21 protein-coding genes and 1 pseudogene are annotated in these 26261 nt (G+C 44.3%); 12 read left to right on the forward strand and 10 right to left on the reverse strand.

The features are described from left to right. Positions 1-19: 19 nt before the first annotated feature. Entirely contained in the window at positions 20-6481 is a 6462-nt protein-coding gene (locus HRE53_RS06015; RefSeq protein ID WP_235109473.1) for a Calx-beta domain-containing protein, read from the reverse strand. 744 nt (positions 6482-7225) lie between these two features. On the opposite strand from HRE53_RS06015, the gene HRE53_RS06020 reads away from it, so the two are divergent. Then, positions 7226-7390 (forward strand): hypothetical protein, encoded by a 165-nt coding sequence (locus HRE53_RS06020; protein WP_235109475.1) that lies wholly within the window; start codon positions 7226-7228, stop codon positions 7388-7390. 168 nt (positions 7391-7558) lie between these two features. On the opposite strand, the gene HRE53_RS06025 is transcribed toward HRE53_RS06020, so the two are convergent. The 4 genes from HRE53_RS06025 to HRE53_RS06040 form a co-directional block, all read right to left on the reverse strand. Continuing rightward, positions 7559-8068 carry a GNAT family N-acetyltransferase gene (locus tag HRE53_RS06025; protein WP_235109476.1) on the reverse strand — a complete coding sequence of 170 codons (510 nt, stop codon included), beginning with the start codon at positions 8066-8068 and terminating at the stop codon, positions 7559-7561. Between the two features lie 79 nt (positions 8069-8147). Beyond that, the gene (locus HRE53_RS06030; RefSeq protein WP_235109477.1) at positions 8148-8822 is read right to left on the reverse strand and encodes a class I SAM-dependent methyltransferase; all 675 of its coding nucleotides are present in this window, start codon (positions 8820-8822) and stop codon (positions 8148-8150) included. Positions 8823-8988: 166 nt separating this feature from the next. Then, a complete protein-coding gene (locus HRE53_RS06035) occupies positions 8989-9600 on the reverse strand; it encodes an N-acetyltransferase (protein WP_235109478.1) in 612 nt (203 codons plus the stop codon). Positions 9601-9696: 96 nt separating this feature from the next. Continuing rightward, positions 9697-10605: a tetratricopeptide repeat protein gene (locus HRE53_RS06040; protein ID WP_212662647.1), complete on the reverse strand. Its 909-nt coding sequence runs from the start codon at positions 10603-10605 to the stop codon at positions 9697-9699. A 222-nt stretch (positions 10606-10827) separates the two neighbouring features. Between HRE53_RS06040 and HRE53_RS06045 the strand changes: the two genes are divergently transcribed. The 4 genes from HRE53_RS06045 (at position 10828) to HRE53_RS06060 (ending at position 13784) form a co-directional block, all read left to right on the forward strand. Continuing rightward, a complete protein-coding gene (locus tag HRE53_RS06045) occupies positions 10828-11004 on the forward strand; it encodes a hypothetical protein (RefSeq protein ID WP_212662648.1) in 177 nt (58 codons plus the stop codon). 131 nt (positions 11005-11135) lie between these two features. Then, positions 11136-12083 (forward strand): tRNA 2-selenouridine(34) synthase MnmH, encoded by a 948-nt coding sequence (mnmH, locus tag HRE53_RS06050; protein WP_235109479.1) that lies wholly within the window; start codon positions 11136-11138, stop codon positions 12081-12083. A 322-nt stretch (positions 12084-12405) separates the two neighbouring features. Continuing rightward, the gene (locus HRE53_RS06055; protein WP_235109480.1) at positions 12406-13092 is read left to right on the forward strand and encodes a hypothetical protein; all 687 of its coding nucleotides are present in this window, start codon (positions 12406-12408) and stop codon (positions 13090-13092) included. A gap of 2 nt (positions 13093-13094) precedes the next feature. Beyond that, positions 13095-13784, forward strand: coding sequence for a hypothetical protein (locus HRE53_RS06060; protein WP_235109481.1), 690 nt, complete (start codon positions 13095-13097; stop codon positions 13782-13784). A gap of 62 nt (positions 13785-13846) precedes the next feature. On the opposite strand, the gene HRE53_RS06065 is transcribed toward HRE53_RS06060, so the two are convergent. Next, positions 13847-14296: a pentapeptide repeat-containing protein gene (locus tag HRE53_RS06065; RefSeq protein WP_235109482.1), complete on the reverse strand. Its 450-nt coding sequence runs from the start codon at positions 14294-14296 to the stop codon at positions 13847-13849. Between the two features lie 353 nt (positions 14297-14649). Between HRE53_RS06065 and HRE53_RS06070 the strand changes: the two genes are divergently transcribed. Beyond that, positions 14650-15888, forward strand: coding sequence for an IS256 family transposase (locus HRE53_RS06070; protein WP_235106803.1), 1239 nt, complete (start codon positions 14650-14652; stop codon positions 15886-15888). Positions 15889-16283: 395 nt separating this feature from the next. Here HRE53_RS06070 and HRE53_RS06075 read toward each other — a convergent pair whose 3' ends face one another. Then, positions 16284-18296, reverse strand: coding sequence for a serine/threonine-protein kinase (locus HRE53_RS06075; protein WP_235109484.1), 2013 nt, complete (start codon positions 18294-18296; stop codon positions 16284-16286). Between the two features lie 281 nt (positions 18297-18577). On the opposite strand from HRE53_RS06075, the gene HRE53_RS06080 reads away from it, so the two are divergent. From HRE53_RS06080 to HRE53_RS06105, 6 genes and pseudogenes are all read left to right on the forward strand, one after another. Next, a complete protein-coding gene (locus tag HRE53_RS06080) occupies positions 18578-19387 on the forward strand; it encodes a glycosyltransferase family 2 protein (protein ID WP_255801474.1) in 810 nt (269 codons plus the stop codon). A gap of 93 nt (positions 19388-19480) precedes the next feature. Further along, positions 19481-20024 (forward strand): annotated as a pseudogene (locus tag HRE53_RS06085) (DUF4334 domain-containing protein). Positions 20025-20535: 511 nt separating this feature from the next. Beyond that, positions 20536-20856 carry a CU044_2847 family protein gene (locus tag HRE53_RS06095; protein ID WP_235109490.1) on the forward strand — a complete coding sequence of 107 codons (321 nt, stop codon included), beginning with the start codon at positions 20536-20538 and terminating at the stop codon, positions 20854-20856. Beyond that, positions 20832-23120: a tetratricopeptide repeat protein gene (locus tag HRE53_RS06100; RefSeq protein WP_235109492.1), complete on the forward strand. Its 2289-nt coding sequence runs from the start codon at positions 20832-20834 to the stop codon at positions 23118-23120. The genes HRE53_RS06095 and HRE53_RS06100 overlap by 25 nt, the downstream gene beginning before the upstream one ends. After that, positions 23095-23367 carry a tetratricopeptide repeat protein gene (locus HRE53_RS35120; protein WP_396133445.1) on the forward strand — a complete coding sequence of 91 codons (273 nt, stop codon included), beginning with the start codon at positions 23095-23097 and terminating at the stop codon, positions 23365-23367. The genes HRE53_RS06100 and HRE53_RS35120 overlap by 26 nt, the downstream gene beginning before the upstream one ends. Positions 23368-23397: 30 nt before the next feature. Continuing rightward, entirely contained in the window at positions 23398-23736 is a 339-nt protein-coding gene (locus HRE53_RS06105; RefSeq protein ID WP_235109494.1) for a tetratricopeptide repeat protein, read from the forward strand. 69 nt (positions 23737-23805) lie between these two features. On the opposite strand, the gene HRE53_RS06110 is transcribed toward HRE53_RS06105, so the two are convergent. The 3 genes from HRE53_RS06110 to HRE53_RS06120 all read right to left on the reverse strand — a co-directional run bounded on the left by HRE53_RS06110 (position 23806) and on the right by HRE53_RS06120 (position 25867). Next, on the reverse strand, positions 23806-24603 hold the full coding sequence (locus tag HRE53_RS06110; protein WP_235109496.1) for a CHAT domain-containing protein: 798 nt from the start codon (positions 24601-24603) through the stop codon (positions 23806-23808). Further along, positions 24557-25018, reverse strand: coding sequence for a CHAT domain-containing protein (locus HRE53_RS06115; protein ID WP_235109498.1), 462 nt, complete (start codon positions 25016-25018; stop codon positions 24557-24559). The genes HRE53_RS06110 and HRE53_RS06115 overlap by 47 nt, the downstream gene beginning before the upstream one ends. Positions 25019-25144: 126 nt before the next feature. After that, positions 25145-25867, reverse strand: a complete 723-nt coding sequence (locus tag HRE53_RS06120; protein ID WP_235109499.1) for a hypothetical protein — start codon at positions 25865-25867, stop codon at positions 25145-25147. Positions 25868-26261 lie beyond the last annotated feature (394 nt).

A 26261-nucleotide genomic window follows, 5' to 3' on the forward strand; every position in this document is an offset into this window, starting at 1 on the left:
TATTCGTCACTTCTAACTCTCAAGCTTGTCCAGGATTCTCAATCACCATAAATACAGTTGCATTGAGTAAGTCTGCACCGACACCTGTAAAGAAGGCCAGATGATCGCCCGTACTTGCAACGCTTACCAAGGAACTGTGCCCTACAGATGTAATCTTGAGGTCGTCAAATGAGAGCTGTTCGGCCATCAAGCTCACCTTGTCAACTGCCCCATCAAAATCGGCAATGACATCTCTCCCTTTCCCAGGTTCAAGGACAAAAGTATCTGACCCAGCTCCACCAACCAGCAGATCTTTACCGTTTCCACCTCGCAATAAATCATGGCCGTCGCCACCAAGGAGATAGTCACGACTATGGCCTCCTAGCAACTCATCATCACCCGATCCTCCCTTGAGAGTATCCTCGCCCCCATTGCCCTGAATATGATCATCACCACCACGCCCAAGCAGAAGATCGTCACCTCGAAGCCCTCTTATGGTGTCATCTCCATCCATACCGACAAGCCTGTCATAGCCATGAGTCCCATGCAGAACTTTGCCAGAGCTAGTATTTTCTTCGCCATCCCCAGAGTTATTCTCATTACTCTCATCTGCGTCATCATCCGAATCATTGTCTTCATTCAAGAAGTCATCATTCAAAATAGTTGTGGTAGCAGAATCAGTACTGATGGTTGCGGTGCCAGGAGCAGTGGCATTCGCAAGGGACACCACAATGGTTTCATCAGGTTCTACATGCGTATCACCTAATACATCAAGGGTGATGGTTTTGCTAGTTTCATCTGCACCAAAATTGATCGTGCCAGTTAAACCAGCAGCGCCACTCGTGCCCCCAATATTGTTGAAATCTTCGGAATTGGTCGCTGTGCCACCAAAAGTAAAGTCAACACTGCTAGCGTTTTGAGTAGAGCCAGTTCGAGTGACGGTGAAGGTGACTTGCTGGGCACCATTATCTCCTTCAGTAAGACTGACTGCACTTGTTGCGATGGAATAGTCAATATCAGTAAGTGGGGGCGGCGGAGCGTCATCATTCAAGATGGTTGTGGTGGCCGAGTCAATGCTGATGGTTGCGGTGCCAAGGGCAGTCCCATTGGCAAGGGATACAACGATAGTTTCATCTGGCTCAATAGCAGTATCACCTAAGACATCTAAAGTGATAGTTTTGCTGGTTTCATCTACACCGAAATTGATCGTTCCAGTTAAACTAACAGCGCCACTCGTGCCTCCAATATTGTTGAAATCTTCAGTGTTAGTTGCTGTGCCACCCAGTGTAAAGTCGATGCTGCTGGCATCTTGAGTGGCACCTATCCGAGTCACTGTGAAGGTAACTTGTTGTGCCCCACTATCTCCTTCTGTGACCGTGACTGCACTCGTCGCTATGGCGTAATCAATATCAGCGGGTGGAGGGGGTGCAGTGTCATCATTCAAGATGGTTGTGGTAGCAGAGTCAGTACTGATGGTTGCGATACCAAGGGCAGTCCCATTGGTAAGGGACACAATGATAGTTTCATCTGGCTCAATAGTAGTGTCGCCCAAAACATCTAGGGTGATCGTTTTACTAGTTTCATCAGCTCCAAAATTGATCGTTCCAGTTAATCCAGAAGCACCACTGCTTCCACCAATATTATTGAAATCTTCGGAATTGATCGCTGTGCCACCAAAACTGAAATCAATGCTGCTGGCATCTTGCGTGGCACCTGTTCGAGTCACTGTGAAGGCAACTTGTTGTGCTCCACTATCTCCTTCTGTGACCGTGACTGCACTCGTTGCTATAGCGTAATCAATATCAGCAGGCGGGGGAGGTGGTGCATCGTCATTCAAGATGGTTGTGGTAGCAGAGTCAGTACTGATGGTTGCAGTACCAGGAGCAGTGGCGTTTGAAAGGGACACCACAACAGTCTCATCGGGCTCAATATCCGTATCACCTAGAACATCAAGAGTGATGGTTTTGCTGGTTTCATCTGCACCAAAATTAATCGTTCCAGTTAATCCAGAAGCACCACTGCTTCCACCAATATTATTGAAATCTTCGGAATTTGTTGCTGTGCCACCAAGTGTAAAGTCGATACTGCTGGCATCTTGAGTCGCACCTGTTCGGGTCACTGTAAAGGTAACTTGCTGTGCCCCACTATCTCCTTCTGTGACTGTGACTGCACTTGTCGCTATGGCGTAATCAATATCAGTCGGTGGAGGGGGTGCAACGTCATCGTTCAAGATAGTTGTGGTGGCAGTATCAGTACTAATGGTTGCGATGCCAGAAGCAGTTGCGTTTAAAAGGGACACAACAACAGTCTCATCAGACTCAATATCCGTATCACCCAAAACATCTAAGGTGATCGTTTGACTAGTTTCATCTGCACCAAAATTGATAGTCCCAGTTAAACCAGAAGCACCACTAGTTCCACTAATATTGTTGAAATCTTCAGTGTTAGTTGCGGTGCCACCAAGTGTAAAGTCGATGCTGCTGGCATCTTGAGTCGCACCTGTTCGGGTGACAGTAAACGTGACTTGTTGAGAGCCACTATCCCCTTCCGTGACAGTAACTGCACTTGTCGCTATGGCGTAATCAATATCAGCTGGTGGAGGGGGCGCAGTATCATCATTCAAGATAGTTGTGATGGCAGAGTCAGCACTGATGGTTGCGGTGCCAGGAGCAGTGGCATTGGCAAGTGAAACCATAACAGTCTCATCTGGCTCAATATCCGTATCACCCAAAACATCTAGGGTGATCGTTTGACTAGTTTCATCTGCACCAAAATTGATAGTCCCAGTTAAACCAGAAGCACCACTGCTTCCACCAATGTTGTTGAAATCTTCAGTGTTAGTTGCTGTGCCACCAATCGTAAAGTCAATGCTGCTGGCATCTTGAGTCGCACCTGTCCGAGTCACTGTGAAAGTAACTTGCTGTGCTCCACTATCTCCTTCTGTGACAGTAGCTGCACTCGTTTCTATAGCGTAATCAATATCAGCAGGGGGAGGTGGTGCAACGTCATCGTTCAAGATGGTTGTGGTGGCAGTATTAGTACTAATGGTTGCGGTGCCAGAAGCAGTCCCATTCGCAAGAGACACAATGATGGTTTCATCGGACTCAATATCCGTATCACCTAGAACATCTAGGGTGATAGTTTTGCTGGTTTCATCCGCACCAAAATTGATAGTTCCAGTTAAACCAGAAGCACCACTAGTTCCACTAATATTGTTGAAATCTTCAGTGTTAGTTGCGGTGCCACCAATCGTAAAGTCAATGCTGCTGGCATCTTGAGTCGCACCTGTCCGAGTCACTGTGAAAGTAACTTGCTGTGCTCCACTATCTCCTTCTGTGACCGTAACTGCACTCGTCTCGATGGCGTAATCAATATCAGCTGGTGGAGGGGGAGCAACATCATCGTTCAAGATGGTTGTGGTCGCAGTAGCAGTACTGATGGTTGCTGTACTAGGAGCAGTAGCATTAGCAAGTGACACAACAATAGTTTCGTCAGGCTCAACAGTAGTGTCACCTAGAACATCAAGGGTAATCGTTTTGCTGGTCTCACCCACACCAAAATTAATCGTGCCAGTTAAGCCTGAAGCACCACTGGTACCACCAATATTGTTGAAATCTTCCGTATTGGTTGCTGTGCCGCCAATCGTAAAATCGATACTACTAGCAGCTTGAGCAGCAGCTACCTGAGCGAATGCACTGCTAGTAGATTGAATAGCACCTGTTCCTGTTTGAGTGACTGTAGCGTTAGCAACCTGAGTGATCTCTGTTCGAGTGACGGTTAAGGTGATTTGTTGGGCACCACTATCTCCCTCAGTGAGCGTTACGGCACTCGTCGCTATAGCGTAATCAATATCAGCAGTTGGAGGGGGCGCAATGTCATCATCAGTAATAATCAAGGTGCTACTGGTATTGGAAAATCCGATGGCCGATGCACTAATCATGACGAGTTGATTCCCATCAACCACAACATCATCCACTCCATTGATAGCGAATTGGACTGAATCTTGGCCGTCGAGAATAGTGACTTGAGCTGGTACTGATGCTTCAGTAACATCATTGCTAGCTAGATCAACCGTTAAATCACCAATCGTTGAATTCCGAGTCAATGTTGCGGTAGCTATACCACCATTTTCTGAAATGCTATTGGGGCTAATACTTAAACTCAGAGAAGGCGAAGAGGCCCCACCAAAATTCAAGATATAGTTCCCAGTTGTATCACCCACACCATCAACAAGCAGCGTGTAGGTTCCGGCATTCTGAATCTGAAAGTTCTCTATTGAAACGTCTCTAGCGTTCAGTGGTGAGCTTTGCTCGTCTAAAACAGTCGTACCATTCGCATCCAACAATCGAATTCGGACTCGGCCTCCTGTCAAATTATCAACAAAGGCTTCTATCAGGTCGCCTGTCTGAGCGGTAAAGGTATAAGCTTCGCCATCACCAGCAAAGTCGAGAGATGATGCGACGACTTGGTTGTCCGCTATAGTTTGAGCGTTCTCTGTAAAGTTGGTCAGGCCTACGGTGTAGTTACCGGTGGCATCTCCCACCCCATCGACTAACAGGGTGTACTGACCTGTTGATGCAATGGCAAATGGGAGTGATGTTAATTCTCCAACACCAACGTCTCTAGCGTTCAGTGGTGAGCTTTGCTCGTCTAAAACAGTCACGCCATTGGCATCTAACAACCGGATGCGAACTCGGCCTCCTGTCAAATTATCGACAAAGGCTTCTATCAGGTCGCCTGCCTGAGCGGTAAAGTTATAGGCTTCGCCATCACCGGCAAAGTCGAGAGATGATGCGACGACTTGGTTGTCCGCTATAGTTTGAGCGTTCTCTGTAAAGTTGGTCAGGCCTACGGTGTAGTTACCGGTGGCATCTCCCACTCCATCGACTAACAGGGTGTACTGACCTGTTGATGCAATGGCAAATGGGAGTGATGTTAATTCTCCAACACCAACGTCTCTAGCGTTCAGTGGTGAGCTTTGCTCGTCTAAAACAGTCGTACCATTCGCATCTAACAACCGGATGCGAACTCGGCCTCCTGTCAAATTATCAACAAAGGCTTCTATCAGGTCGCCTGTCTGAGCGGTAAAGGTATAAGCTTCGCCATCACCAGCAAAGTCGAGAGATGATGCGACGACTTGGTTGTCCGCTATAGTTTGAGCGTTCTCTGTAAAGTTGGTCAGGCCTACGGTGTAGTTACCGGTGGCATCTCCCACCCCATCGACTAACAGGGTGTACTGACCTGTTGATGCAATGGCAAATGGGAGTGATGTTAATTCTCCAACACCAACGTCTCTAGCGTTCAGTGGTGAGCTTTGCTCGTCTAAAACAGTCACGCCATTGGCATCTAACAACCGGATGCGAACTCGGCCTCCTGTCAAATTATCGACAAAGGCTTCTATCAGGTCGCCTGCCTGAGCGGTAAAGTTATAGGCTTCGCCATCACCGGCAAAGTCGAGAGATGATGCGACGACTTGGTTGTCCGCTATAGTTTGAGCGTTCTCTGTAAAGTTGGTCAGGCCTACGGTGTAGTTACCGGTGGCATCTCCCACTCCATCGACTAACAGGGTGTACTGACCTGTTGATGCAATGGCGAATGGGAGTGATGTTAATTCTCCAACACCAACGTCTCTAGCGTTCAGTGGTGAGCTTTGCTCGTCTAAAACAGTCGTACCATTCGCATCTAACAACCGGATGCGAACTCGGCCTCCTGTCAAATTATCGACAAAGGCTTCTATCAGGTCGCCTGCCTGAGCGGTAAAGTTATAGGCTTCGCCATCACCGGCAAAGTCGAGAGATGATGCGACGACTTGGTTGTCCGCTATAGTTTGAGCGTTCTCTGTAAAGTTGGTCAGGCCTACGGTGTAGTTACCGGTGGCATCTCCCACTCCATCGACTAACAGGGTGTACTGACCTGTTGATGCAATGGCGAATGGGAGTGATGTTAATTCTCCAACACCAACGTCTCTAGCGTTCAGTGGTGAGCTTTGCTCGTCTAAAACAGTCGTACCATTCGCATCTAACAACCGGATGCGAACTCGGCCTCCTGTCAAATTATCAACAAAGGCTTCTATCAGGTCGCCTGCCTGAGCGGTAAAGTTATAGGCTTCGCCATCACCGGCAAAGTCGAGAGATGATGCGACGACTTGGTTGTCCGCTATAGTTTGAGCGTTCTCTGTAAAGTTGGTCAGGCCTACGGTGTAGTTACCGGTGGTGTTTCCTACGCCAGCCACCACAAGCGTATACTGACCTGTTGCTGCAATGGCAAATGGTAGCGAGGTCAATCCAATACCAGCATCTCGAGCGTTCAAGGGTGAGCTTTGCTCTTCTAGAACAGTCACACCATCTGAATCTAGTAGCTGAATTTGGACTCGGCCTCCCGTCAAATTATCGACAAAGGCTTTAATCAAGTCTCCTGCTTGGGCGGTGAAGGTATAACTTTGAGTGTCTCCTATCGAGGCAATACTTGCAGCAAGGCTTTGGTCATCATTTATAGGAGGCATTTTTCTACCTAAGATAAGTTTTTATTTTTTTGCAAAACCTCAGATGCAAATGAACTTAGCTTCATCTACATCCAGTATTCAAAATTCACATGCCATCAGATTCCCAAGGTCTAAAATCAGCATGTAATTATCGCTACTCAATGACTTACTGAGATAATCAGCAGAGCATCAAAGCTAAGGTGGGAAGATTCCTAAATAGTTATAAATTGAGACATTCATGGATAAAAAGCCAAGTCCTGATAGCTAGGCACAAAAACCACCTAAGCTAGACTAGCAGTTGGTTACACTTATCAATTTCAGCACTAAGAACAACATCTTAGGCTTATCTATTGACACAGATAGCTAAGCTAGAGACGTGCGAGATCTATTGATAACAATAGCTTCTACGAAATACTTTCCTTAAAAAAATTAAATATAGAAAATTTCAAAAATAGATTTTTTGCATAATACTATCCAAAAAAGAATTTAATGACAACTTCATTCCAATAAGAAATTTACAATTTAATCCAATCAAATACCCAAAACTTTAACGAAACTTTTTTATATTAACCAATAAAAAAATAGAGGAAATAATAAAGAGATCTAGAGCCAGCAAAAGACTTATAAATATCTAATTTTGTCTAAATTATTGAAGGCATTCACGTTATATATGCAGAGAAACAAAGGCTTCAGATTGCTTTAAAGGAATTTGCTACTTATCAAAATCTACTGATAACCCTGTTGATTAGATAGGAAAGAGCTGTCTTGAAGTTTGCGATCGCAACTCATCCACCCGACAAACATCACGCAGAATGGCCAATGCTAACTGGCCAAGAATGGCAATCGCTAATCCAACAGTTCACCGGAGACGATGCAGCCATTTCCCACTCCTTACAGTGGATATATCAGCAAGAGGGGGCAGAGGCATAGTTGATTCTGAAGCTAATGGAGTTTATGGGGAGCGCTATGACAGCCACCAAAAGCTTGAATAATACTGGCACGCCAGAGTGAACAGAATTGCCGTCACCCAAATTGGCATATTTGTCTGTTACTGCCAGGAGAATATTAGATCTGTAATCGTACATGGATAAAGACAGGTCACTTAAATCCACTTTCCTGCCCTAAACTCATGCGAGAGCCTATCGCTTCAAAGCCCTGCGCTTGATAGAATTTCAATGCTGATGAATTGGAACTATACATGTCAAACCAAATCCATTTCAGGTTGTCTATCTCTTGAGCAAATCGTTTCATGGTTGAAATCAGCTGACAGCCTACTCCTTTCCTGCAAAATCCCTTCACTACATAGATTTGGTGCAAGTAGAGAATTTTTCTGGCATGCGAAAAGATAGTTTCTTCTCGTTCGCAAACCTCAAAATGGATATATCCAACCCGTTGGTCATCAACCACTGCAACATAGATGAATTCTTGCTCTACACCTATTTTTTCTTCTAAATAGTCCCTAGCGTTTTCCAACAGTAGGGGACGATGGATATCTGGGTGTGATTGCACTGCCATTTGGCTGAGACGAGTCATCAAATGGGCTACAGCACTAATATCAGCCTTCTCTATGCTTCGGATAATGGGGCCACATACCTCTGTACTTTCCATGGTCCACTCACCTATTTATTTTCTATAATATTTCCGACTTGAGTAATTGCAACCTCTCTCCACTGCAAACCCTTAAAATCTAAGCTTCGCTTGCAGCTGTTGGGTCTGCTGGTAATCGTTGAGACACAAGCGCAAAAAATGGATCTCCGCCCCCTAAGCCCATCCAAGATAACAAGGTTGATTGAGGCGTTTGATTGGAGATTACTTGGGGCTCACTCAGACCTGTGACAGAGCCCATATAGGACTGCACTAGCTGTACCCGCTGCTCATCACTCCCATCTCGCCAAACCTGAATTGCTTTTTGATAAAACATGCGGTTGGAGAAGCTCACAATGACTACGCCACCAGGCTTAAGTACTCGGTGGATTTCGCTAAAAATTGCTTCAGGATATTGCAAATACTGTACGGAAACGGCAATCAGCACCGCATCAAAAGTTTGATCTGCTTGAGGAAGCTGCAGCTCTTTGTTGAGATTTTGGACAAAACACTCATCAAAGCGAGGATTCTTGGCTAGCTCTTCAGCATTTAGGCCATGACCAATCACCTGCTCAAACTTGATATCCTTTGGCAGATGAGACACCCAACTACTCATCAAATCTAAGAGGGTAAATCCAGGTTGGAGATGCTGTCGGTACAGATCAGTGAGTTGTTGAATAAACCCATCATCAACATGGGTGACAAAGCGCGGATAATCGTAGAAAGACTGATCATCACCGTTGTCTAGCTTGGTTCGTTGATGGGGTTGCAGCGACATAGTCAGGGCAAAATACACTCCAGAGATCTCCCTTAGCCTTCATCACAAAGACTGAGGTTAAGCCTAAGGCTTACCTCAAAGTGTAAAAGAATATGATTCACAGGTGTGTTGCTCCCTATTCGTTAGGCTAGAGCACCCTGAGTATTATCTAAGAACCATACCTGACCTAGAGACGCTTACACAGTAGCAGTCGTTTAGGAGACGCAAAAAATATATTCGGCCAAGCAGGTGGGCTGTCTACGAGTTGATACCCGGCTTTAGCATACAGCCGACGGGCAGGGGTATTGTCATCCATGACATGGAGATATAGACGAGGATGTCCCCACTGGCGAACCAGCTCTTCACAGGCAAACAAGAGCTGTTTACCCACTCCCTGACAACGACATTGAGAGGCCACCGCTAGGTTGGAGATATAAGGCACAGACGGCGCAAAGGGCAACCAAGGCGACAAGGATTTGAGGGCTACCTCAACGGTGCCAACGAGTTCCGACTCTACGGACGCATCCTGGGCAATCTGAGCGCCAATCAAACTCGTAAACGGCATTAGGCGAACACTGTAACGGGATTGGAGATCGTGAAAGATACCCATTTGCATGATGGGATTAAACCACGATTGCCACCCATCCTGGGGATAAAAACACCGACAAAGAAGGGCCGCCACCTCAGACAAATCTTGCTGTTTTAAAGTACGCAGTCGAAAAGAGGCATCTACTCGACTGATATATCGAGTGCCGTCAATGGCGGAGTCTTTGGACCGAAAAATACCTAAATCTGCCACGATTTTCTATAGAATCTGCACGAAACAATCTAAGTCTTAAAGCAGGAATGCCAGCCATTATAAGGCGATCCACCTAGGGAAAGCCTTACAATTTCTTTACGGAGTATCCGAGTCTTTAGGGGCGGTACTTGCAGACGTTCCATCGTCCGTTTCCACGTCCAGTTCACTCAAGGCAGCCTGGATTTCAGGGGTCGCAAATACGACTTTCGTATCGGCAATCAATTTTTCGCCCCAGAGATTTTCTTCGAGGAAAGCCACCTTGCCATAGCGTCCATCCAGTTTCAGGGCAGACATGGCTAGGGATACCCCTTCTTCTTTATCTCCTTCAACATAGGTTGCGACTGCCAGAGCTAGCTTCGGTTCACCTGATTTTTCATCAATCTCGATGGCCGATTTCCACTGTTTAATCGCCCGACTGACATTTCCCTTTTCGTATTGAACTAAGCCAATATTGTTGATGGCAGGCCAGAATTTTTCGTTTTGATCCAAGGATTTTTCATACTGCTTGATGGCATCTTTCAATTTGCCCATCTTGTAAAAGGTATTGCCCAAGTCAAATAGAGCTTCTGGAACGTCTGGCTTAATTTTGAGCCCCGACGACAACAGTTGGGCCGCTTGCTCATATTTCTCTTGACCAAAGTAGGCGGCACCTAGACTGAAATGAACCCCTGCATTTTTGGCATTCAAGGTCCTGGATTTTTCTAGGGCAGAAATCCCTTTGTCGACTTTCTTTTGGCTGAGGTATAACCCTCCCAACAAGGCCCAAGCATCTGCAGACTTGGGAGCGAGTTGAGTCGCCAACTTCACGCGGGCTAGGGCAGGTTCAACTTGCTGAAATTGGCTCAGGTAAACGGCTTCTTTGAATAAGATTAGCCCGGTTTTCTCTAGTTCTTTGGAGTCAATTTTAAGCGTCCGAGGCGCAACTGCCTGTCCTAAGGCAGGTTGGGCAATAGCACCAAGACCTACGGCTAGGAAAAGCGAAATTAGAGTTGAACGTTGAAGCACAGTAGATGCCCAAATATAACGTATTCATAAGTTAGCTTAGCTCAGTTTTTCAGCTCTTGACTGAAACCGTTACAGACTATTGATTGTGAAAATGGAATCAGCAATTGATAGGTGCCCTCCTATTCCAGATTCTCCCCCCCAACAAATGACTTTTGCCGTTATGATTCGGTTGTTAGAATTATTAAGTCTTGTACACATTCAATTGGCAACGAGGGTACCTTGGTGGATAGTCAAACGATGCGCGATCGCATTGCCTTAGTGGAATCAAAACGTGGGTTATTGGTGCAGTTGCTTGATCAGCCCGATTTAGGCACTCTCCGCATTGATGTCAACCAGGCCCTAGAGGAAATGGATGACCTGATTGATGAATTCAGAAAAACCTTTCCTGCCGATGCATAGAGACTGCTAGACCTGGATGCCTCTCACCCCCAACATCACGGCCGATATTTGTCCGCAACTGTATAGCGAAGTGATTGATGTGAGATCCCCCCGCCGAATACGCGGAAGATCACCTCCCCGGTTCCATCAATTTGCCAGTTCTCAACGACCAGGAACGAGCTGAGGTGGGGACGATATACAAGCAAGTATCGGCGTTTGTTGCCCGCAAGAAAGGGGCGGCTCTTGTATCCCAAAACCTCTCCTATCACCTCAGTCACCACTTTGCGGAGCAACCCAAGGGGTATCATCCGTTAATTTACTGCTGGCGTGGAGGGCAGCGATCCCACAGTATGGCCCTGGTACTCACTCAGGTGGGATGGCGTACAACCCTTTTGAACGGGGGGTATAAGACCTATCGCACCTATGTAAGGGAACAGCTCGAACAGGTGCCGTATCACTTTTCGTATCGCGTATTGTGTGGGCTAACAGGCACTGCCAAAACTGAGATTTTGCAGCAGTTAGCCCAAACTCAGGTACAGGTCTTGGATTTGGAGGGATTGGCCAACCATCGAGGCTCTCTGTTAGGCGCTGCAGAAACCTCTGCTCAGCCCTCCCAAAAGCAATTTGAATCGGATTTACTGTCGGCTCTACAAACCTTCGATACCGCTCAACCGGTTTGGATCGAGGCGGAAAGCAATAAAATCGGTGAACGCTTTGTCCCCAAGGCTCTTTGGGACCAAATGCAGGCCGCTCCTTGTGTCGAAGTCCAAGTCCCCATGAGCAGTCGAGTGGACTGGTTGGTCACCCATTACGAGCATTTCACCCATAATTCTTCTTTATTAAAAGACAAGCTGAATTTACTCCAACGCAGTTACAGCAAAGCCCAGCTTCAACACTGGTACGACCTAATCGATGAACAACAGTGGTCAGTGTTCGTACAGTCTCTGCTAGAAGAACATTATGACCCTGCTTATCGCCGGTCTATGAAGCGGCAATATACCAACGTTCAGATGCAATACGAGCTGCCTGATTTATCAGCTACCAGCCTGCAACAGTTAGTGAATCAACTCGCTGCAACGCCACAATTGGTCTGTAATTAGTCCATCTGTCTACCACGAATATGTGAGCAAGATCATCTTCTATAGATGATCTCAATCATCCATTCGCTGTAACGTACATCCTAGGATTAAACCAACGGCAACATTTATGCCTCACCCCACAGTGACTCAGGGGCAAGAGGTTTTAGAGTCTGGGGGATAGCCAATCAGCACGGGACTCTTGGGTTCTCCCACGATTGATGATGCGCTTTATTACGCAAGACATTAGGGATTAAATCAAATCGATCCATCTAGGCGATGACCTCTCGATTCCAAGAATCATCTGCTGAGTCCCTGGTTTTTATCCAGATTATTTAAATCCATCATGAACTATTCTGCGACCTTTCTCAGTTTGCTGAAAGACCGTCAATCCTTCCTGCAAGAAATTCACGATCGCAAACGGCTTACAAGCAAGATTTCAGCTTTATTGCTCTGTAGCTTTTGTTGTTTTGCTATTTATGGGGGCATCGTAGGCTCTTTTCATAGCCCCATGCAGGCCGTGTCCTCTGCAGTGAAATTACCTGCCCTGTATCTGATTACCTTAGTAGTTTGTTTGCCTGCCCTCTACATTTTTAATGCTCTATTTGGCTCCAAGAAGACTTTGGCACAGCACTTTACCTATGTCCTCAGTGCCGCCTCCGTCATCTCGATTCTGCTCTGTGGCTTTGCCCCTGTCACACTCTTTTTTGTGATTACCATTTCCCCCATCAAAGACTATGCCTTTTATCAACTGCTCAACGTGGTCGTATTTGCCCTGACGGGGGTATTTGGGGTGACCTTTCTCTATCAGGCCATGCGGCCTGCAGATGAAGATAGTGCCAACTACAAACTCCGACTCACAATCTTGAGATTATGGTTGGGGCTGTATGGGGTGGTGGGTAGCCAGTTGGGATGGATTCTGAGACCCTTCTTCGGTTCTCCTGGGCAGTTCGAATGGTTTCGGGCCCGGGAAGGCAATTTTCTAACCGGGGTTTGGAATGCTCTGGCGAATCTTCTGGGCAGTGCTGGATAGGGATGATGACTCCAGCATTGGAAGATCTACGCATCTCTACCCTTGAAATTGAACGCCTTAGTGGTTTGGAGATTAGTGACCATATCCTTGATGGATTTCTTTTGGGGACCTATCGGCTACCGTTACACGCTCCTGGCCGTCTACTAGTCGTCATCACAACGGAACCTTTAGTTCTGGGCCTCTTACTGATTTTTGCAACTCCTTTCGCTCTGGGGCTGGCCCGAGGCTCGGCTTCGGATCTGACAGTCTTGGTATGGATAGGTGCGATCGCACTTGGTCTCTGGATCATCCGCCAGGTCAGAATGTGGCTCAAAGCCCGGCATCTGCGTAGCTTGATGCGATTACTCGATGAAGTAGATCATTACCATCAAGTTTTGCAGGCCGTCGATTTGTTTGAGCAGTTAGGGGGTGCCGAGCAAACCCAATCTACAATCGTGGAAGCTCTTAATAAAGCCCGAGAAAGTTTAATTTCAGGTCTGATGACTGAGAAGATCCTGCGGCAGAATCGAGGACTGCTCTCTCGTCGCCAAGCACTGTTGGACAATATTGAACAAAATCTGATGACTTTGCAGTCGATAGAACTCCAGCATCAAGCCCAAAACTACAGCGATATTTTGAATCAAGCCGTCGATATCAGTATCCGGGTGCAAGATGAGGTGACCCAACTTTCTCATCAAAACTCTAACGGCTGATCTCCAAACTAAATCTGATAGCTTCGAAAGTGACTACGCTGTGTTCATTCACTGATCATTCCTTATTTGCGGCCTGCATAAGGTGTACCACCGACATAAGTGGCAGGTTTATATCCTTTGACACCGGCTAGATTCGCATTTTGGATAGAGATACCCTGCATCTCAACACTATAAAGATGAGCCTCAGATAGATTCACTTGGTCAAGATTAGCGCCATTGAGACTGGCATTGGTCAAAAAGGCTTGGCTTAAATTAGCGCCTTGCAAATTAGCGTCCGTTAAGTCGGCTCCTTCCAGATTTGCTTCTACTAATTTGGCCCCTTGCAGATTTGCATTTCGGAGATCTGCGCCAATTAAATGAGCTTGGCTCAGATCTGCACCCGATAAATCACATCCTGAACATTTTTGGGTCACAAGAAGTTGTTGGACATGACCCGGTTGTTCTGCCAGGACTGGCCCAGAGACAGCCAACGTAGCAATGATGCTTAAAGCGGTGATGAAAGGCTGATTCATGGTGCTCTCCTTGCCACAATTCAATTGAACTAATCTTCAATAACTTCACCCTATGGGGAAGAAGTGAGGCTGTGATGATCCAATCCTTGACGAGCACTACACATCTACTGAGAAAGTCCTGGGTATTTTCTGAGCAAACTGAGAAGTAGTAGCCCCTGTGCTAATCATTCCGGGGCAAAGTAATAACCACATTGATCGTGGCAATAAACGTTTATGGGCTAGTCACTTTAAGGTCGAGGCAAGGAAAGGGAACACAGAAACAAGTGACTCAATGAGAGCTGAATCCAAAGGCTGAGACTGATCAGAGTTTTGTGTAAGCGGTCTAGAATCCAAACACACCAGGAGACCGCATCATGTCTAGAAAGAAACAAGTACCCAATCGAGTTGATGAGCTATTGGATGAACTCATTGGAGAGAATCCACAGCCAGAGGATATTCTGGGCGAATCAGGACTGCTCAAACAACTCAGCAAACGCCTAGTGGAACGAGCCTTGGCAGGTGAATTGACTCATCACCTGCATCAATCCTCCGTCGATGAGCGTTCTCATGGCCCTAGAAACAGTCGCAATGGTTACTCGAAAAAGACCGTCCAGACTGAACAAGGAGAGATGGACCTATCGATTCCTCGCGACCGTTGCAGTGAGTTTGAGCCTGTCCTCGTGCCCAAAGGCCAGCGACGTATCGCGGGACTCGACGAGAAAATCATCGCCTTATATGCTCGTGGCATGACCACTCGTGATATTCGAGCTCAATTGGTGGAGCTGTATGGGGCCAATATCTCTGAGGGTCTGATTAGTGACGTCACCAATAGTGTCATGGAGGAGGTTAAAGACTGGCGCTCAAGACCATTGGATGAGGTGTATCCGATTGTCTATCTCGATGCCCTGTATGTGAACATCAAAGTCAATGGCCAAGTCAGCAAGCGAGCCGTCTATGTCGCGCTAGCGGTAACTGTGGAGGGAAACAAAGAGCTGTTGGGATTATGGATAGGGGCTGCCGAGCGGGAGGGAGCAAAATTCTGGCTTTCAGTGCTCACAGACCTTAAAAACCGAGGCGCTCAGGATATCTTGATTGCTTGCTGTGATGGTCTCAAAGGCTTTCCCCAGGCGATTGAATCGGTCTATCCCGATACTCAAGTTCAAGTTTGTATCGTTCATCTCATTCGCAATAGTTTGCGCCATGTGCCTTGGAAGGAAAGTCGAGCCGTAGCTGCAGACCTCAAGCCCATTTATCAAGCGGCCACTTTGGAGGAATCTGAGGCTGCCTTGGATGCGTTTGCCAACAAATGGGACCAGACGTATCCTGGCATCAGCCAAATCTGGATACGGCATTGGGATAATATTGCTCCGTTGTTTAAGTACCCAATGGCCATCCGAAAGGTTATCTACACCACTAATGCCATTGAGTCGCTCAATCGCTCACTGCGAAAGGTGATTAAGACCAAAGCTGTCTTCCCGAATGAAGAGTCTGTTTACAAATTGATGTTTCTGGCGATGAGGAATATCTCGAAGAGATGGACCAGACCGATTTTGAATTGGAAGGCGGCGCTGTCCCATTTTGCTATTCTGTTCCCAACACGATTCAACTATTGAATACGTTACGGCTTACACAAAAATCTAAACACTCTCAAAGGCTTTGCGTCCAAACAAGCTAAAGCAAGCTTTAGCTTGCAAACTTTAGCTATAAGCAAGGTTTCTCTGATGAGTCACTGCACAAGCAGATGTCTAAGACTCATACCAATTAGCACCTAAGAGTGTAATTTTGATTATTTGCTAAGCCAACTCAGTATTAGGTTTCACAAGTTTAAGAGTTACACCTTCAGGCACAGCTTGGTATCACACTTTAAGACCGCAAACCTATAGGCACAAATTTACTAAGGCTCTCAGTTGCTGCCCATTTGAAGTGTTCGATAGCGACGACAATAATCAAGGCCTGTTTCGTCTTTCTAGCAGACATGGGGGCTGACTCCCGCTATAAATGAGAGGATTTACTGTAATTTCTTCAGCAGCTCACGGGTGATTCGATATCGCTTAGTATCGCCTTGTTGCTGAAATAGATCCTCTGCGATTTTCAGATCCTCAACCGCACCATCCAAATCATTTAGCTTACTTTTGGCACTGCCCCGGTTGTAGTAGCTATCAGCAGGACTATCGCTATTTCCCCAGCCAGAATTGATGGTTAGAGCTTGGGTATAGTCTTCAATAGCAGCTTTATATCGTTTGAGAGCATGTTTGGCCTTGCCACGGGCACTGTAGGCAAAAGAACTTTGGGGATCTAGACGAATCGTTTCCGTGCAGTCTTTGATCGCCCCTTCCGGATCTTTTAACTTCAGTTTAGATTCCCCTCGATTGCAATAGGCAAAAATATTCTGAGGATTAAGGCGAATGGCTTCAGTGAAGTCTTTAATGGCTAGATGGCTCTCGCCTAACTTATACCGTGCCACTCCCCGATTGTTATAGGCATCACCATTCTCAGGGTTGAGGCGAATGGTTTCTGAATAGTCTTCGATGGCTCCAGAATAATTGGTCAAAGCTGCTCTAGAAACACCTCGTTGTAGATAAGCTGGCTCATATTGGGGATTGAGACGAATGGCTTGGCTAAAGTCTTCCATAGCCGCCCGATGTTCCTTCAGAGCAGATTTGACGTTGCCGCGATTATAAAAGGCTAAGACAAACTGGGGATTGGCTTGAATCGCTTGGTTGTAGTCTCGGATGGCTCCCTCAAAGTCTTTGCGGGCAAATTTGACATTACCACGGCCATTCAAAGCATAGACATAGTCAGGGTCATGCTTGAGGGCTTCCTCATAGTCTGCCAGGGCTTCTGTATATTGCTCTAAGGCATACTTAGCATTCCCTCGACCCATATAGGCTTGAGCATTGTCTGGGCTCAGACGAATAGCTTCGGCATAATCTGCGATCGCATCTTCGTAATCCCGCCGACTATACTTGGCATCTCCCCGACGAATAAAGGCTGTGGCGCTTTCTCCTGATGTTTTAGAGGAAGACATGCGGGTGGCAATCATGTAGGTGATACCAGACAAACTGCCTAGGGTTAGGAATGCGATCGCAGTCCCGATCCAAATCTTCCGAGATGCACCCAGCTGACTGAATAAATTGGAAGAACTTGGGGAATGGCGAGAGATATCTGCTAGCGCCTCCTGAGCAGATTGATACCGCTGAAGGGGATCTGGCATCAGCAATTTTGTCAGGGTAGCCTGCAGTTCAGAGCTGGTCCCAGCCACATGAGATGGCCACTGTTGAATCCAGTCCTGCCCTTGGGTCTGAGCAAGCTCCGAGGGAGAGATACCGCTAAGGAGATGAAAGCAGGTAGCTCCCAATCCAAACAAATCACTGACGGGGCTGGCCTGGCCTTGGAGCTGCTCGGGAGGCCGATAGCCAATGGAACGACTGCTAGTTGGCTGCTGTAGGGCCTGATTTTCGTTGAGGAACTGGGCAATACCAAAATCAATCAGGATGTAGTGCCCCTGGGTATCTTGGAGAATGTTTTCTGGCTTTAGATCCCTGTGCACGACACCCTGGTCATGCACCACCTGCAACACCGGCAGCAAATCTAAGAGGAAATTGCGTACTTGGGCTTCGCTAAACGTTCCTTGCTTCAGCTGTTCGAGTAAGGTTTTTCCTTCAATTAACTGATGAACCAGATAGAGATACTCTCCTTCTTGAAAATAGGCTAGTAAATCCGGGAGTTGAGAATGATGGCCTAGAGTTTGGAGCTGTTTGGCTTCCGTTCGAAACAGTTGAACTGCATTTGGACTGGCACCTAATGCCTTCAAGGTTAATTGCTTAACAATGCATGGAGTATTGAGCTGGTCGACATCCTCAGCCAGGTAGGTCTTCCCCCATCGTCCAGATCCGAGGGGTTTGACGATCTTATAGTGTTTGTGAAGAAACGGGACTAGGGCCGTGCCACATTGCTGACAATACTTGTGGGTGTCAGGGTTAAGGGGTTTGGTGCACTCAGGATTCAGACAACATGTCATAAAGCTGCAATCTTTCGGGCTTCACGGGCCACAAGCTGTTGTCAAAGCATTTTTAGTATCGGCTAAAGACCTGACTGAGAGCAAACTCAATTCTCTGAAAAGTGAAAAATCCCAGCCCTTTCATCGGGTTTGCTGTAATAGCTCAGTGCAAAAAGCAGTCAAACTCGGGACATGGAGATGTATCGCCAAAGACAATACATTGAGCATTGCGATAGCATCAAAAGTAAGGCACCTTCTCCAAGCACCATCCACAGGGAGACAAACCATTCACACTATCCATCATTACCGCTACCCATAACCGAGCGAGTCTCCTCCGGCATAACGCTTTAGCCAGCTTGCTCCAGCAATCTAGACTAGATTTTGAATGGGTCATCATCAACGACGGTAAAGACGAAGCTACCCGTCATCTCATCCAATCCACGCCCTTACCTTTTTCTCACCAATACTTAGAGATCGATCATCCTGTAGAAGATTTTGGTCTCTGTATTGCTCGCAATCTGGGGATTGAAATCGCCTCTAGTAAATATGTTTGCTACCTCGACGATGACAATAGCTTTCGTCCTACTTTTGTTGCCACAGTCCTCAACTGGATAGAACAGTATCCCCATAGTCGATTTATTTTGCCCCAGCAGTGGCGTCGCAGAGATGTAATCAAGAATGGGCAAATTATCAAGCAAGGCAAACCCTTTATTTCTCCCAGTGCTGACGCAACCCTAAATGCTCTGGTGAGTCAGAAATCACTATTTGATAGCAACGGCTTTGTCCATCGTCAAATCAATTCACTGTGCTGGAATCCCCATTACAGAGTCTTCTGTGATTATGAGTTTTTTCTTCAGTGTTTAGGCCAATGCAACCCTACTCAAGGAGAAGACTTCCTGATTAAACCTGAAGTCCTCATCAACTACATCCAAACCACAGATGGCATCATCGGCCAGTCAGGCTATGGAGACTGGGCCAATGAATTGCAGCAGCTTTATGAGAACCGATCAGCCTACTCAATATTGGGAGAAAAATGGGCTAACTGGATGCCCCAAGCCATCGAAAAATATCAGCAGAAATCTCAAGTGCCCGTCCCAGCTTTTAAGGGGTAGTTATCATGATTAGCAAGACACCAATCGGAGCCCAGCTCGGTGCTAAAAACTTAAGCAAAACTAGATTTATCAACAGCAAGGAGCTAGGAACCTATGATTGCGAAGGAAAAGCTGGGTGGCTTTTTAAATACTTTCAAGAACCAGCCAGAGGAAATACTTGCTTTTTTTGATGAATTAGAGCCTATAGATTCTCAATTCATGATTTCAAGGTGGAAAGGCTCTGAAATCCATACTGATCATCCTCTTAATGGCTTCTTGGAAGCATCCAATTGGTATGGAAAGGAGTTCGTTAATGATGACCAAGTCCATCCGCTATTATTTCAAGATAGTCAAGACAATATCTTCAAGGTAAAGCCATACTCACTGGTGATGAAGTCTGGAGTTCGTTTCCCCATTCTTAAACATAAGGCTTTTAAATTCTACTGTCAGGTTTCTGACTTCTTTACTCAAGACAGAGGCGAGTCAGGCCAGATTACGCATGATGGAATATCGGCAAAAACTCAGTGCAACGATGATTTATGATTCTTTGCCCATTCACGATACTTTTAGAAAAATAGATGATGATACGGTTCTGGGGCTTATGGATTCCAAAGACATTCCCATTCCATTCTTTTTTGTACTTGAGAGAGAACATTAATCCATGTTCTTTTGGATATTCTGTACAGAGGTTAGTTTAGGCCTTGGAAAGGTAGCTGGAAGGGTTCAAGTTAAGATTGACTTAAAATTATTCAGTGGCACTGCTCTCTTAAAAAGTGATAAATTTGCAAACTCTCTTATCAGTAGAGTGTTTTAGCTGTTATCAGAAAAATCCTAGAAGTCTTACTATATTTAGATTGGACAACCAGAGCACGCCTTAAAAAAAATAGTGCCAAACAGAAGCGGAACAAACTACTTATTTTCAAACTTAATCAGCAAGAATAACACATCATCTTCATTGGCTAAAATGATGATATCATTCTTGATTATCGAAATTATTGACAACCAAAAAACACAGAATTAATTCTCAACTATTTGTATACAAAAAATCAAAGAGACAATCAAAAAAATAGTTATGCTAAGAATAATTTGTGCTTATAAAAATCTAATTCTAACTCAAAGACATAATTTCAATAAAGCAAAAAAAACTATTCTGTTTCTAGAGTGAGTTAATGGCTTCTGAACGCACTGAAGTAATTAAAGCTAGCCTTGGCAATGGCAGCATTGTCCAGATTCAAATTTCTGCAACAGGTGGACGACAAGACGTTGCTGGTGGCAAAATTCCAGATCTTAAAGATGTCGGCAGAGCCATTGAAGGCATCGTAGATGCTGTAGCAACTCCTATTAATAAAGCCATGCCTTCTAAAGCTACGGTTAAGTTTGGGATAGATATTGCTGTCGAACCGGGGCAGCTTACGGCTTTATTAGTTAAGGGTGGTGGTAATGCCACGTTAGAGGTGACTCTGGAGTGGGAGCAAAAGCGAACACCATGATACCTACTACACTCTATGATTTATTACATCAATGCAGTGTTAAGTTATTGCTATCAGATGGTACCCGCGGAACAGGTTTTTTTGTAGCTCCAGGATACTTACTCACCTGTGAACATGTGGTGCGAAATCACGGTGGTTTTCCTATTCAAGTAAGTTGGCAACAGCAGGATAACTTTGCTGAAGCCCATATTGAAGAGATACTTGAAGAATACGATATTGCTCTTCTTCATTTTGTCCCACCTTCTGATGATCTGCCCTGTGTGTATCTGTCTGATGAGCTTAAGGTTGGGGATGAGATATATTTATTTGGCTATCCTGATACTGAGTACGAGAATGGTCGCCCAGTTACTCCTGAATTTGAGGGCTTTACTGGTGATGCACCACCTTTTATGTTGCTTGAGAAAGGACAGTTACAACCTGGTATGAGTGGTGCCGCTCTGCTCAATCGTCGTACAGGTAAAGTTTGTGGCATGGCCAAATTTACCCGTGACCAATTTACTGATTTAGGTGGCGGCGGAATAACATCTGCCGTAATTTTTCAACAGTTACCTAAACTAGTAAAGTTACAACAAGAATTTCATCAGCAAGACCAACGATGGCAGAAATTTTTCAACCAAGATACTCCCTCTAAAGAACAGGCGATATGTCCTAATAACCTACCTCGCAGCGGAACAGTTAGGTTTCTTGGACGAGAGAATGAACTAACTGCCCTTCACACTCGACTACACCAGATTGACGAATTAACTATCACAGCTATTCAAGGTATGGGGGGGATCGGTAAAACCGAACTGGCTTTACAGTATGCTCGTTATCATCTGAAACAACTGACTTATGGTAGTGGTATCTGTTGGCTCCAGGCTAAAAAACTGGATGTGGGTACTGAAATAGTGAACTTTGCTCAAACCCAACTAGGACTCACACCTCCCAATAACCTAAACCTACTTGAACAGGTTCAATTCTGTTGGCGTAATTGGCCGATTCAAGGGGATGTCTTAATCATTGTTGATGATGTTGCTGACTACGCGGCAATCAAATTATATCTACCTCCTCAAGAACCTCATTTTAAGGTGTTAGTAACCACTCGTTTACAGTTGGGTGCTTCAATCCAAATGATACATATTGAAGTACTAAGTGAGGATATATCTTTAAAGCTAATAGAGTCTTTAATTAGTTCGGAGCGTTTAGCTCAAGAGCTTACAGTTGCCAAAGCTTTATGCCGTTGGCTAGGCTATTTGCCTTTAGGACTAGAACTAGTAGGGCGCTTTTTAAGCCGAAAACCTGATTGGACTCTGGAAAAAATGCAGCAACAGCTAAAAAGTAAACGTTTGCAAGCACGAGCATTAAACAAACGTCAGGCGGATATGACAGCTATTCATGAAAGTGCTGCTGCTGCGTTTGAATTAAGCTGGCAAACGTTGAGCAAAGAGGAACAACACCTTGCATATCGTTTGAGTTTGTTTGCCTTAGCACCTATTCCCTGGGATCTTGTTGAAGCCTGGTCTGGAGAAGATGAAGATGATCTTGAAGACTGGCGTGATGATGGTCTTCTCAACCGCAGTTTGCTCACACGCGTGGGACAGGGTACCTATCAACTACATCAGTTAATTAGAGAATACTTTCGTAGTAAATTGGACGATTGGCCAAAAGCCGATAATTTGAAACGGAGCTTCTCGCAGAAAATAACCCAAATTTCTAAGCAAATACCTCAAACTCCTAATCGTGAACAAATTTTAGAGATAACCCCAACTATTCCTCATTTAACAGAAGTGACAACCACCTGGCTAGACTCACTAAGTAATGAAAGCCTTATTTGCGCTTTTGTAGGGCTAGGAAAATTTTATGAGGGGCAGGGCTTTTATCGCGAAGCAAAGACTTGGTATGAAAAGTGTACTCAAGTAATTAAACAGAAATCTAGAGAAAATCTATCTTTGCTAGCGTCAATCCAAGGTCATTTGGCGAGAATTCATCAATTACAGGGTCAATATAATGAATCAGAAAAACTATATAAACAGGTTCTTAAAATACAGGAAAAGTCTTTTCAGATATCCTCACCTGAAATAGCAGAAACTCTCAATGACTTAGGAGTAACACTCTATAAGCAAGGAAAATATAGTGAAGCAGAACCACTTTTTTCGCAAGCAGTTCAACTACGAAAAACAGCCTACGGCGATGTGCACTCTAAAGTTGTAGAAGGGCAAAATAATTTAGCAGGGCTCTACAATGCTCAAGGTAGATATGATGAGGCAGAAAAAATTATTTATTAAGACTCTAGAAATAGGGAAAAAGTGTTTAGGTAATCGGCATCCATGGATAGCGACAAATATTAGCAATCTAGCATCCTGCTATAAGTCTCAGAACAAAATTGATCAGGCCGAATCACTTTACAGTGAAGCACTAACGCTTTATAGAAAACTTTTGGATGAAAGCCATCCTAGTTTGACAGAAGCTCTGAATAATCTTGGAATGCTATATATAAACAAAAAAAATATGTGGAAGCAGAAGAGTTATTGACAGAAACTCTAGCAATTCAACGAAAAGTATTTGGAGAAAAAACATCCAGATATTGCTAGAAGTATCAACAATATTGCATATCTATATGATCTTCAAGAGCGATTTACAGAAGCCGAGCCGCTTTATATAAAAGCATTAGAGATGCGCCAAGAACTTCTTGGCCAGGAGCATCCTCAAGTTGCAATCAGCTTGAATAACTTGGCAACACTCTATCGCCTAACAAATCGTTTTGAAGATGCAAAGCGCCTTTATAAGAAGGCAATAGGTATTCTAGAACCTCACTTAGGGAGTGGGCATCCTCTAACACAAAAAGTTCAGAAACATCTGGCAACACTTGCATCAGCAGAGAAAGTAGAAGATTCTATGTAGCTATACAAGGTCAGAATTTTTTGAGCTTTCTTTTTAAATTATAAGCTGGGACAAGGCTTCAAGAAGCGTCTATTTAGATGATCCTACAAGGGTAAAGGCTGCCCAATATTTAGGACTATTTGGATAATCTTGAATCATTTCCATCATGGCTAGTCTGAGTGATTGAGCTTTATCCTTACCATCAATCCAGTATTTGTAAAAGCTATTCATCAGTTCTGCAGTTTGTTCATCCGGTATGTCCCATAATGACATTAGAACACTTGGAGCACCTGATGCACTGAAAGAAAAAGGCAAGCCAATAACTCCACCTGGAACCAATGGGCCGACCCCTGTATTACAGGCGCTTAAAACAACTAACTCAGTATCAGGAAGATTTATATTAAAAACTTCAGAAGCATCTAAATACTCCCCGGCAAGAGCTATGGAGCCGGAAACTTTTGAACTAAAAGCTCTTCCACCAAGCTTCTCCTTGACAGGATTGATGATGCCATGAGTCGCAAAATGTATAATTGCAGGGCTATCCTGCATCTTTTTAATAACACGACGCTTAGTAGCTTCCTTAAGGGTATACCTATCAACTTTAAATCCCTTATCGTCCAATAAGTCAGCAATATCATGAGCTTCTTTTTCTGCTCCTGGGAGCATTCTCAGCGAGGAGTCAGGCATAGGATCTGGATTACCTACAACCAAAGCTTTTTTTCTGTCTAGACTTAGTTGGTCTTGATGCCATCTATCTTCACTCTTGTTCAGACTAGGGTATAAAGTTCGAATATTTGGCACTACAACAATAGTGTGATCTTCCACCAAATATTTTCCATTTTCAGGATTTTTTAAGTGCCGCGAAAGGGATGAAGTGAAGCGAACCATCAGGAATAAAGATGACCTTTTCTTCAGGATTATCTATCGGCAGCAAGTCTTTAATCGGTGAAATCAATAGTTGATAAAGACTATTAATAATTTCATCTTGCTCCTGTAATTGCTCCACTGGCAGATTGCGATCCGTTATTCCCATTGATTTACGAACTCCGCGTACACCTTCATCAGCCATCGCAATTAGAGCTGAACGACAGCTATTTGATAGATTCTCAGATGGTCGTTCACATTCAAGTTTTTTCAACAATGTGAAATCGTTGACTGATCCTTGAAATTCTTCTACTGAAGATTGATCAATAAAGGAAATTTTTCCAGATGGATTTACAACCCAAATATAAAGTTGCTTAGGAAGTAAAATATTTTTTATTAGAATTATTAGAATTAATAGAATAGAAAACAAGTGTTGCATTATCGTTTTGCGCAACTTCTTTAATATCTTTTATGGAAGGAGGTTCAAACTGAGAAAAGATATCAGAAGCTTTGGATAATCGGATATCATCTAATCTATCAATAGATTTTTTTATCTGCAATTGCATCAAAAACCTCTTTCATTAGAGAGCCATAGTTTTTTTATGAGCTGAAAATCTATGGAAAATGTACGCATATACTCTGAAGTAATGAGAGCTTCTTCAAGTAGATTAAAGTGCGATCCATTGTCTACTCTATTTTTCTCACTTAAGCTTTGCTGGCCTTGAAATACCAACACCTGCTGGAAAAGCTCTAAAACCTTTATATCTCGTTGAACCTTATCATCTTTTATAGATGATGTTTTCCAAGAAAGGCTTCTTCTAAGTCCATCAACACTATCATCAAAACTATATTGAAATAGTTTGCCCAAATCAGTTATGTCATTAGATAGAGCTCTGAGAATTCTTTCAGCATGATTCAACGATTGTGTTCTGATTAACTCATCACCTACGACTTCAGTAGATTTAGCTAATGCTAAAAGGTCATAGGCAATGTCATAAACGTACAGGAACTCACGTGAATCCATTTCTCTGCTTCCATTAAGAAGATGAGAAATATCATTTATTTTATTTTCTAGGATAGTGAAATGATCATCAAGACTTCCATCACTTATAGCTTCTCTATATTTATTTTCTTCATATATAGGGTGATCTAATTTTGCTTGAGTAGGATTTTGAGCAGTAATAACTTCTGAAAAATTTATACTCCCAACAGCAAGCACTATGAACGTAAGAATAAATAAACTAACTAATTTTTTTAATTTTTCTATAGCGCATAGGACTGAGAACATATAAGAAATAATTAATTAAAACTTTCAAATCGGCTTATTCCAACGCCACCGAAAGATCAAACTGGTTTTAAATAAACTAGTTTGATCACCCAAACTCTTGCTAATATCATGAACTTTACTATAACAGATCGCTAAAAAATTTTCTTGAGAGATAATTTTAAACGCCAAATAAAATAACTTGAGACACATTTTAAAACTCTGCTAGCTTTATTTCCTACCAATAGAGATATTACAAAAAAATTCCCTTCGCAGTAAAATGATTCAATTATTTACCCATCGAAATCATAAAACAGACTCAAATAACAGCTTACTTGCTCCTCTCAAGGGCACTTCGAAAAATTGAAAGCTTTAATATTGAGAATGTGGTCTATTGCCCACAAAATCTTCACTTATT

Origin of the sequence: Acaryochloris sp. 'Moss Beach' (assembly GCF_021497025.1) — a bacterium.
In the GTDB taxonomy this organism is placed as follows: domain Bacteria; phylum Cyanobacteriota; class Cyanobacteriia; order Thermosynechococcales; family Thermosynechococcaceae; genus Acaryochloris; species Acaryochloris marina_A.

Bases quoted from the DNA above. Each gene is read 5' to 3' on its own strand.
- HRE53_RS35120 (WP_396133445.1), top strand. From the start codon at position 23,095: ATGAGGCAGAAAAAATTATTTATTAAGACTCTAGAAATAGGGAAAAAG.
- HRE53_RS06065 (WP_235109482.1), bottom strand. From the start codon at position 14,296: ATGAATCAGCCTTTCATCACCGCTTTAAGCATCATTGCTACGTTGGCT.
- HRE53_RS06030 (WP_235109477.1), bottom strand. From the start codon at position 8,822: ATGTCGCTGCAACCCCATCAACGAACCAAGCTAGACAACGGTGATGAT.
- HRE53_RS06110 (WP_235109496.1), bottom strand. From the start codon at position 24,603: ATGGTTCGCTTCACTTCATCCCTTTCGCGGCACTTAAAAAATCCTGAA.
- HRE53_RS06055 (WP_235109480.1), top strand. From the start codon at position 12,406: ATGAACTATTCTGCGACCTTTCTCAGTTTGCTGAAAGACCGTCAATCC.
- HRE53_RS06120 (WP_235109499.1), bottom strand. From the start codon at position 25,867: ATGTTCTCAGTCCTATGCGCTATAGAAAAATTAAAAAAATTAGTTAGT.
- HRE53_RS06070 (WP_235106803.1), top strand. From the start codon at position 14,650: ATGTCTAGAAAGAAACAAGTACCCAATCGAGTTGATGAGCTATTGGAT.
- HRE53_RS06115 (WP_235109498.1), bottom strand. From the start codon at position 25,018: ATGCAACACTTGTTTTCTATTCTATTAATTCTAATAATTCTAATAAAA.
- HRE53_RS06095 (WP_235109490.1), top strand. From the start codon at position 20,536: ATGGCTTCTGAACGCACTGAAGTAATTAAAGCTAGCCTTGGCAATGGC.
- HRE53_RS06060 (WP_235109481.1), top strand. From the start codon at position 13,095: ATGATGACTCCAGCATTGGAAGATCTACGCATCTCTACCCTTGAAATT.
- HRE53_RS06025 (WP_235109476.1), bottom strand. From the start codon at position 8,068: ATGGAAAGTACAGAGGTATGTGGCCCCATTATCCGAAGCATAGAGAAG.
- HRE53_RS06015 (WP_235109473.1), bottom strand. From the start codon at position 6,481: ATGCCTCCTATAAATGATGACCAAAGCCTTGCTGCAAGTATTGCCTCG.
- HRE53_RS06075 (WP_235109484.1), bottom strand. From the start codon at position 18,296: ATGACATGTTGTCTGAATCCTGAGTGCACCAAACCCCTTAACCCTGAC.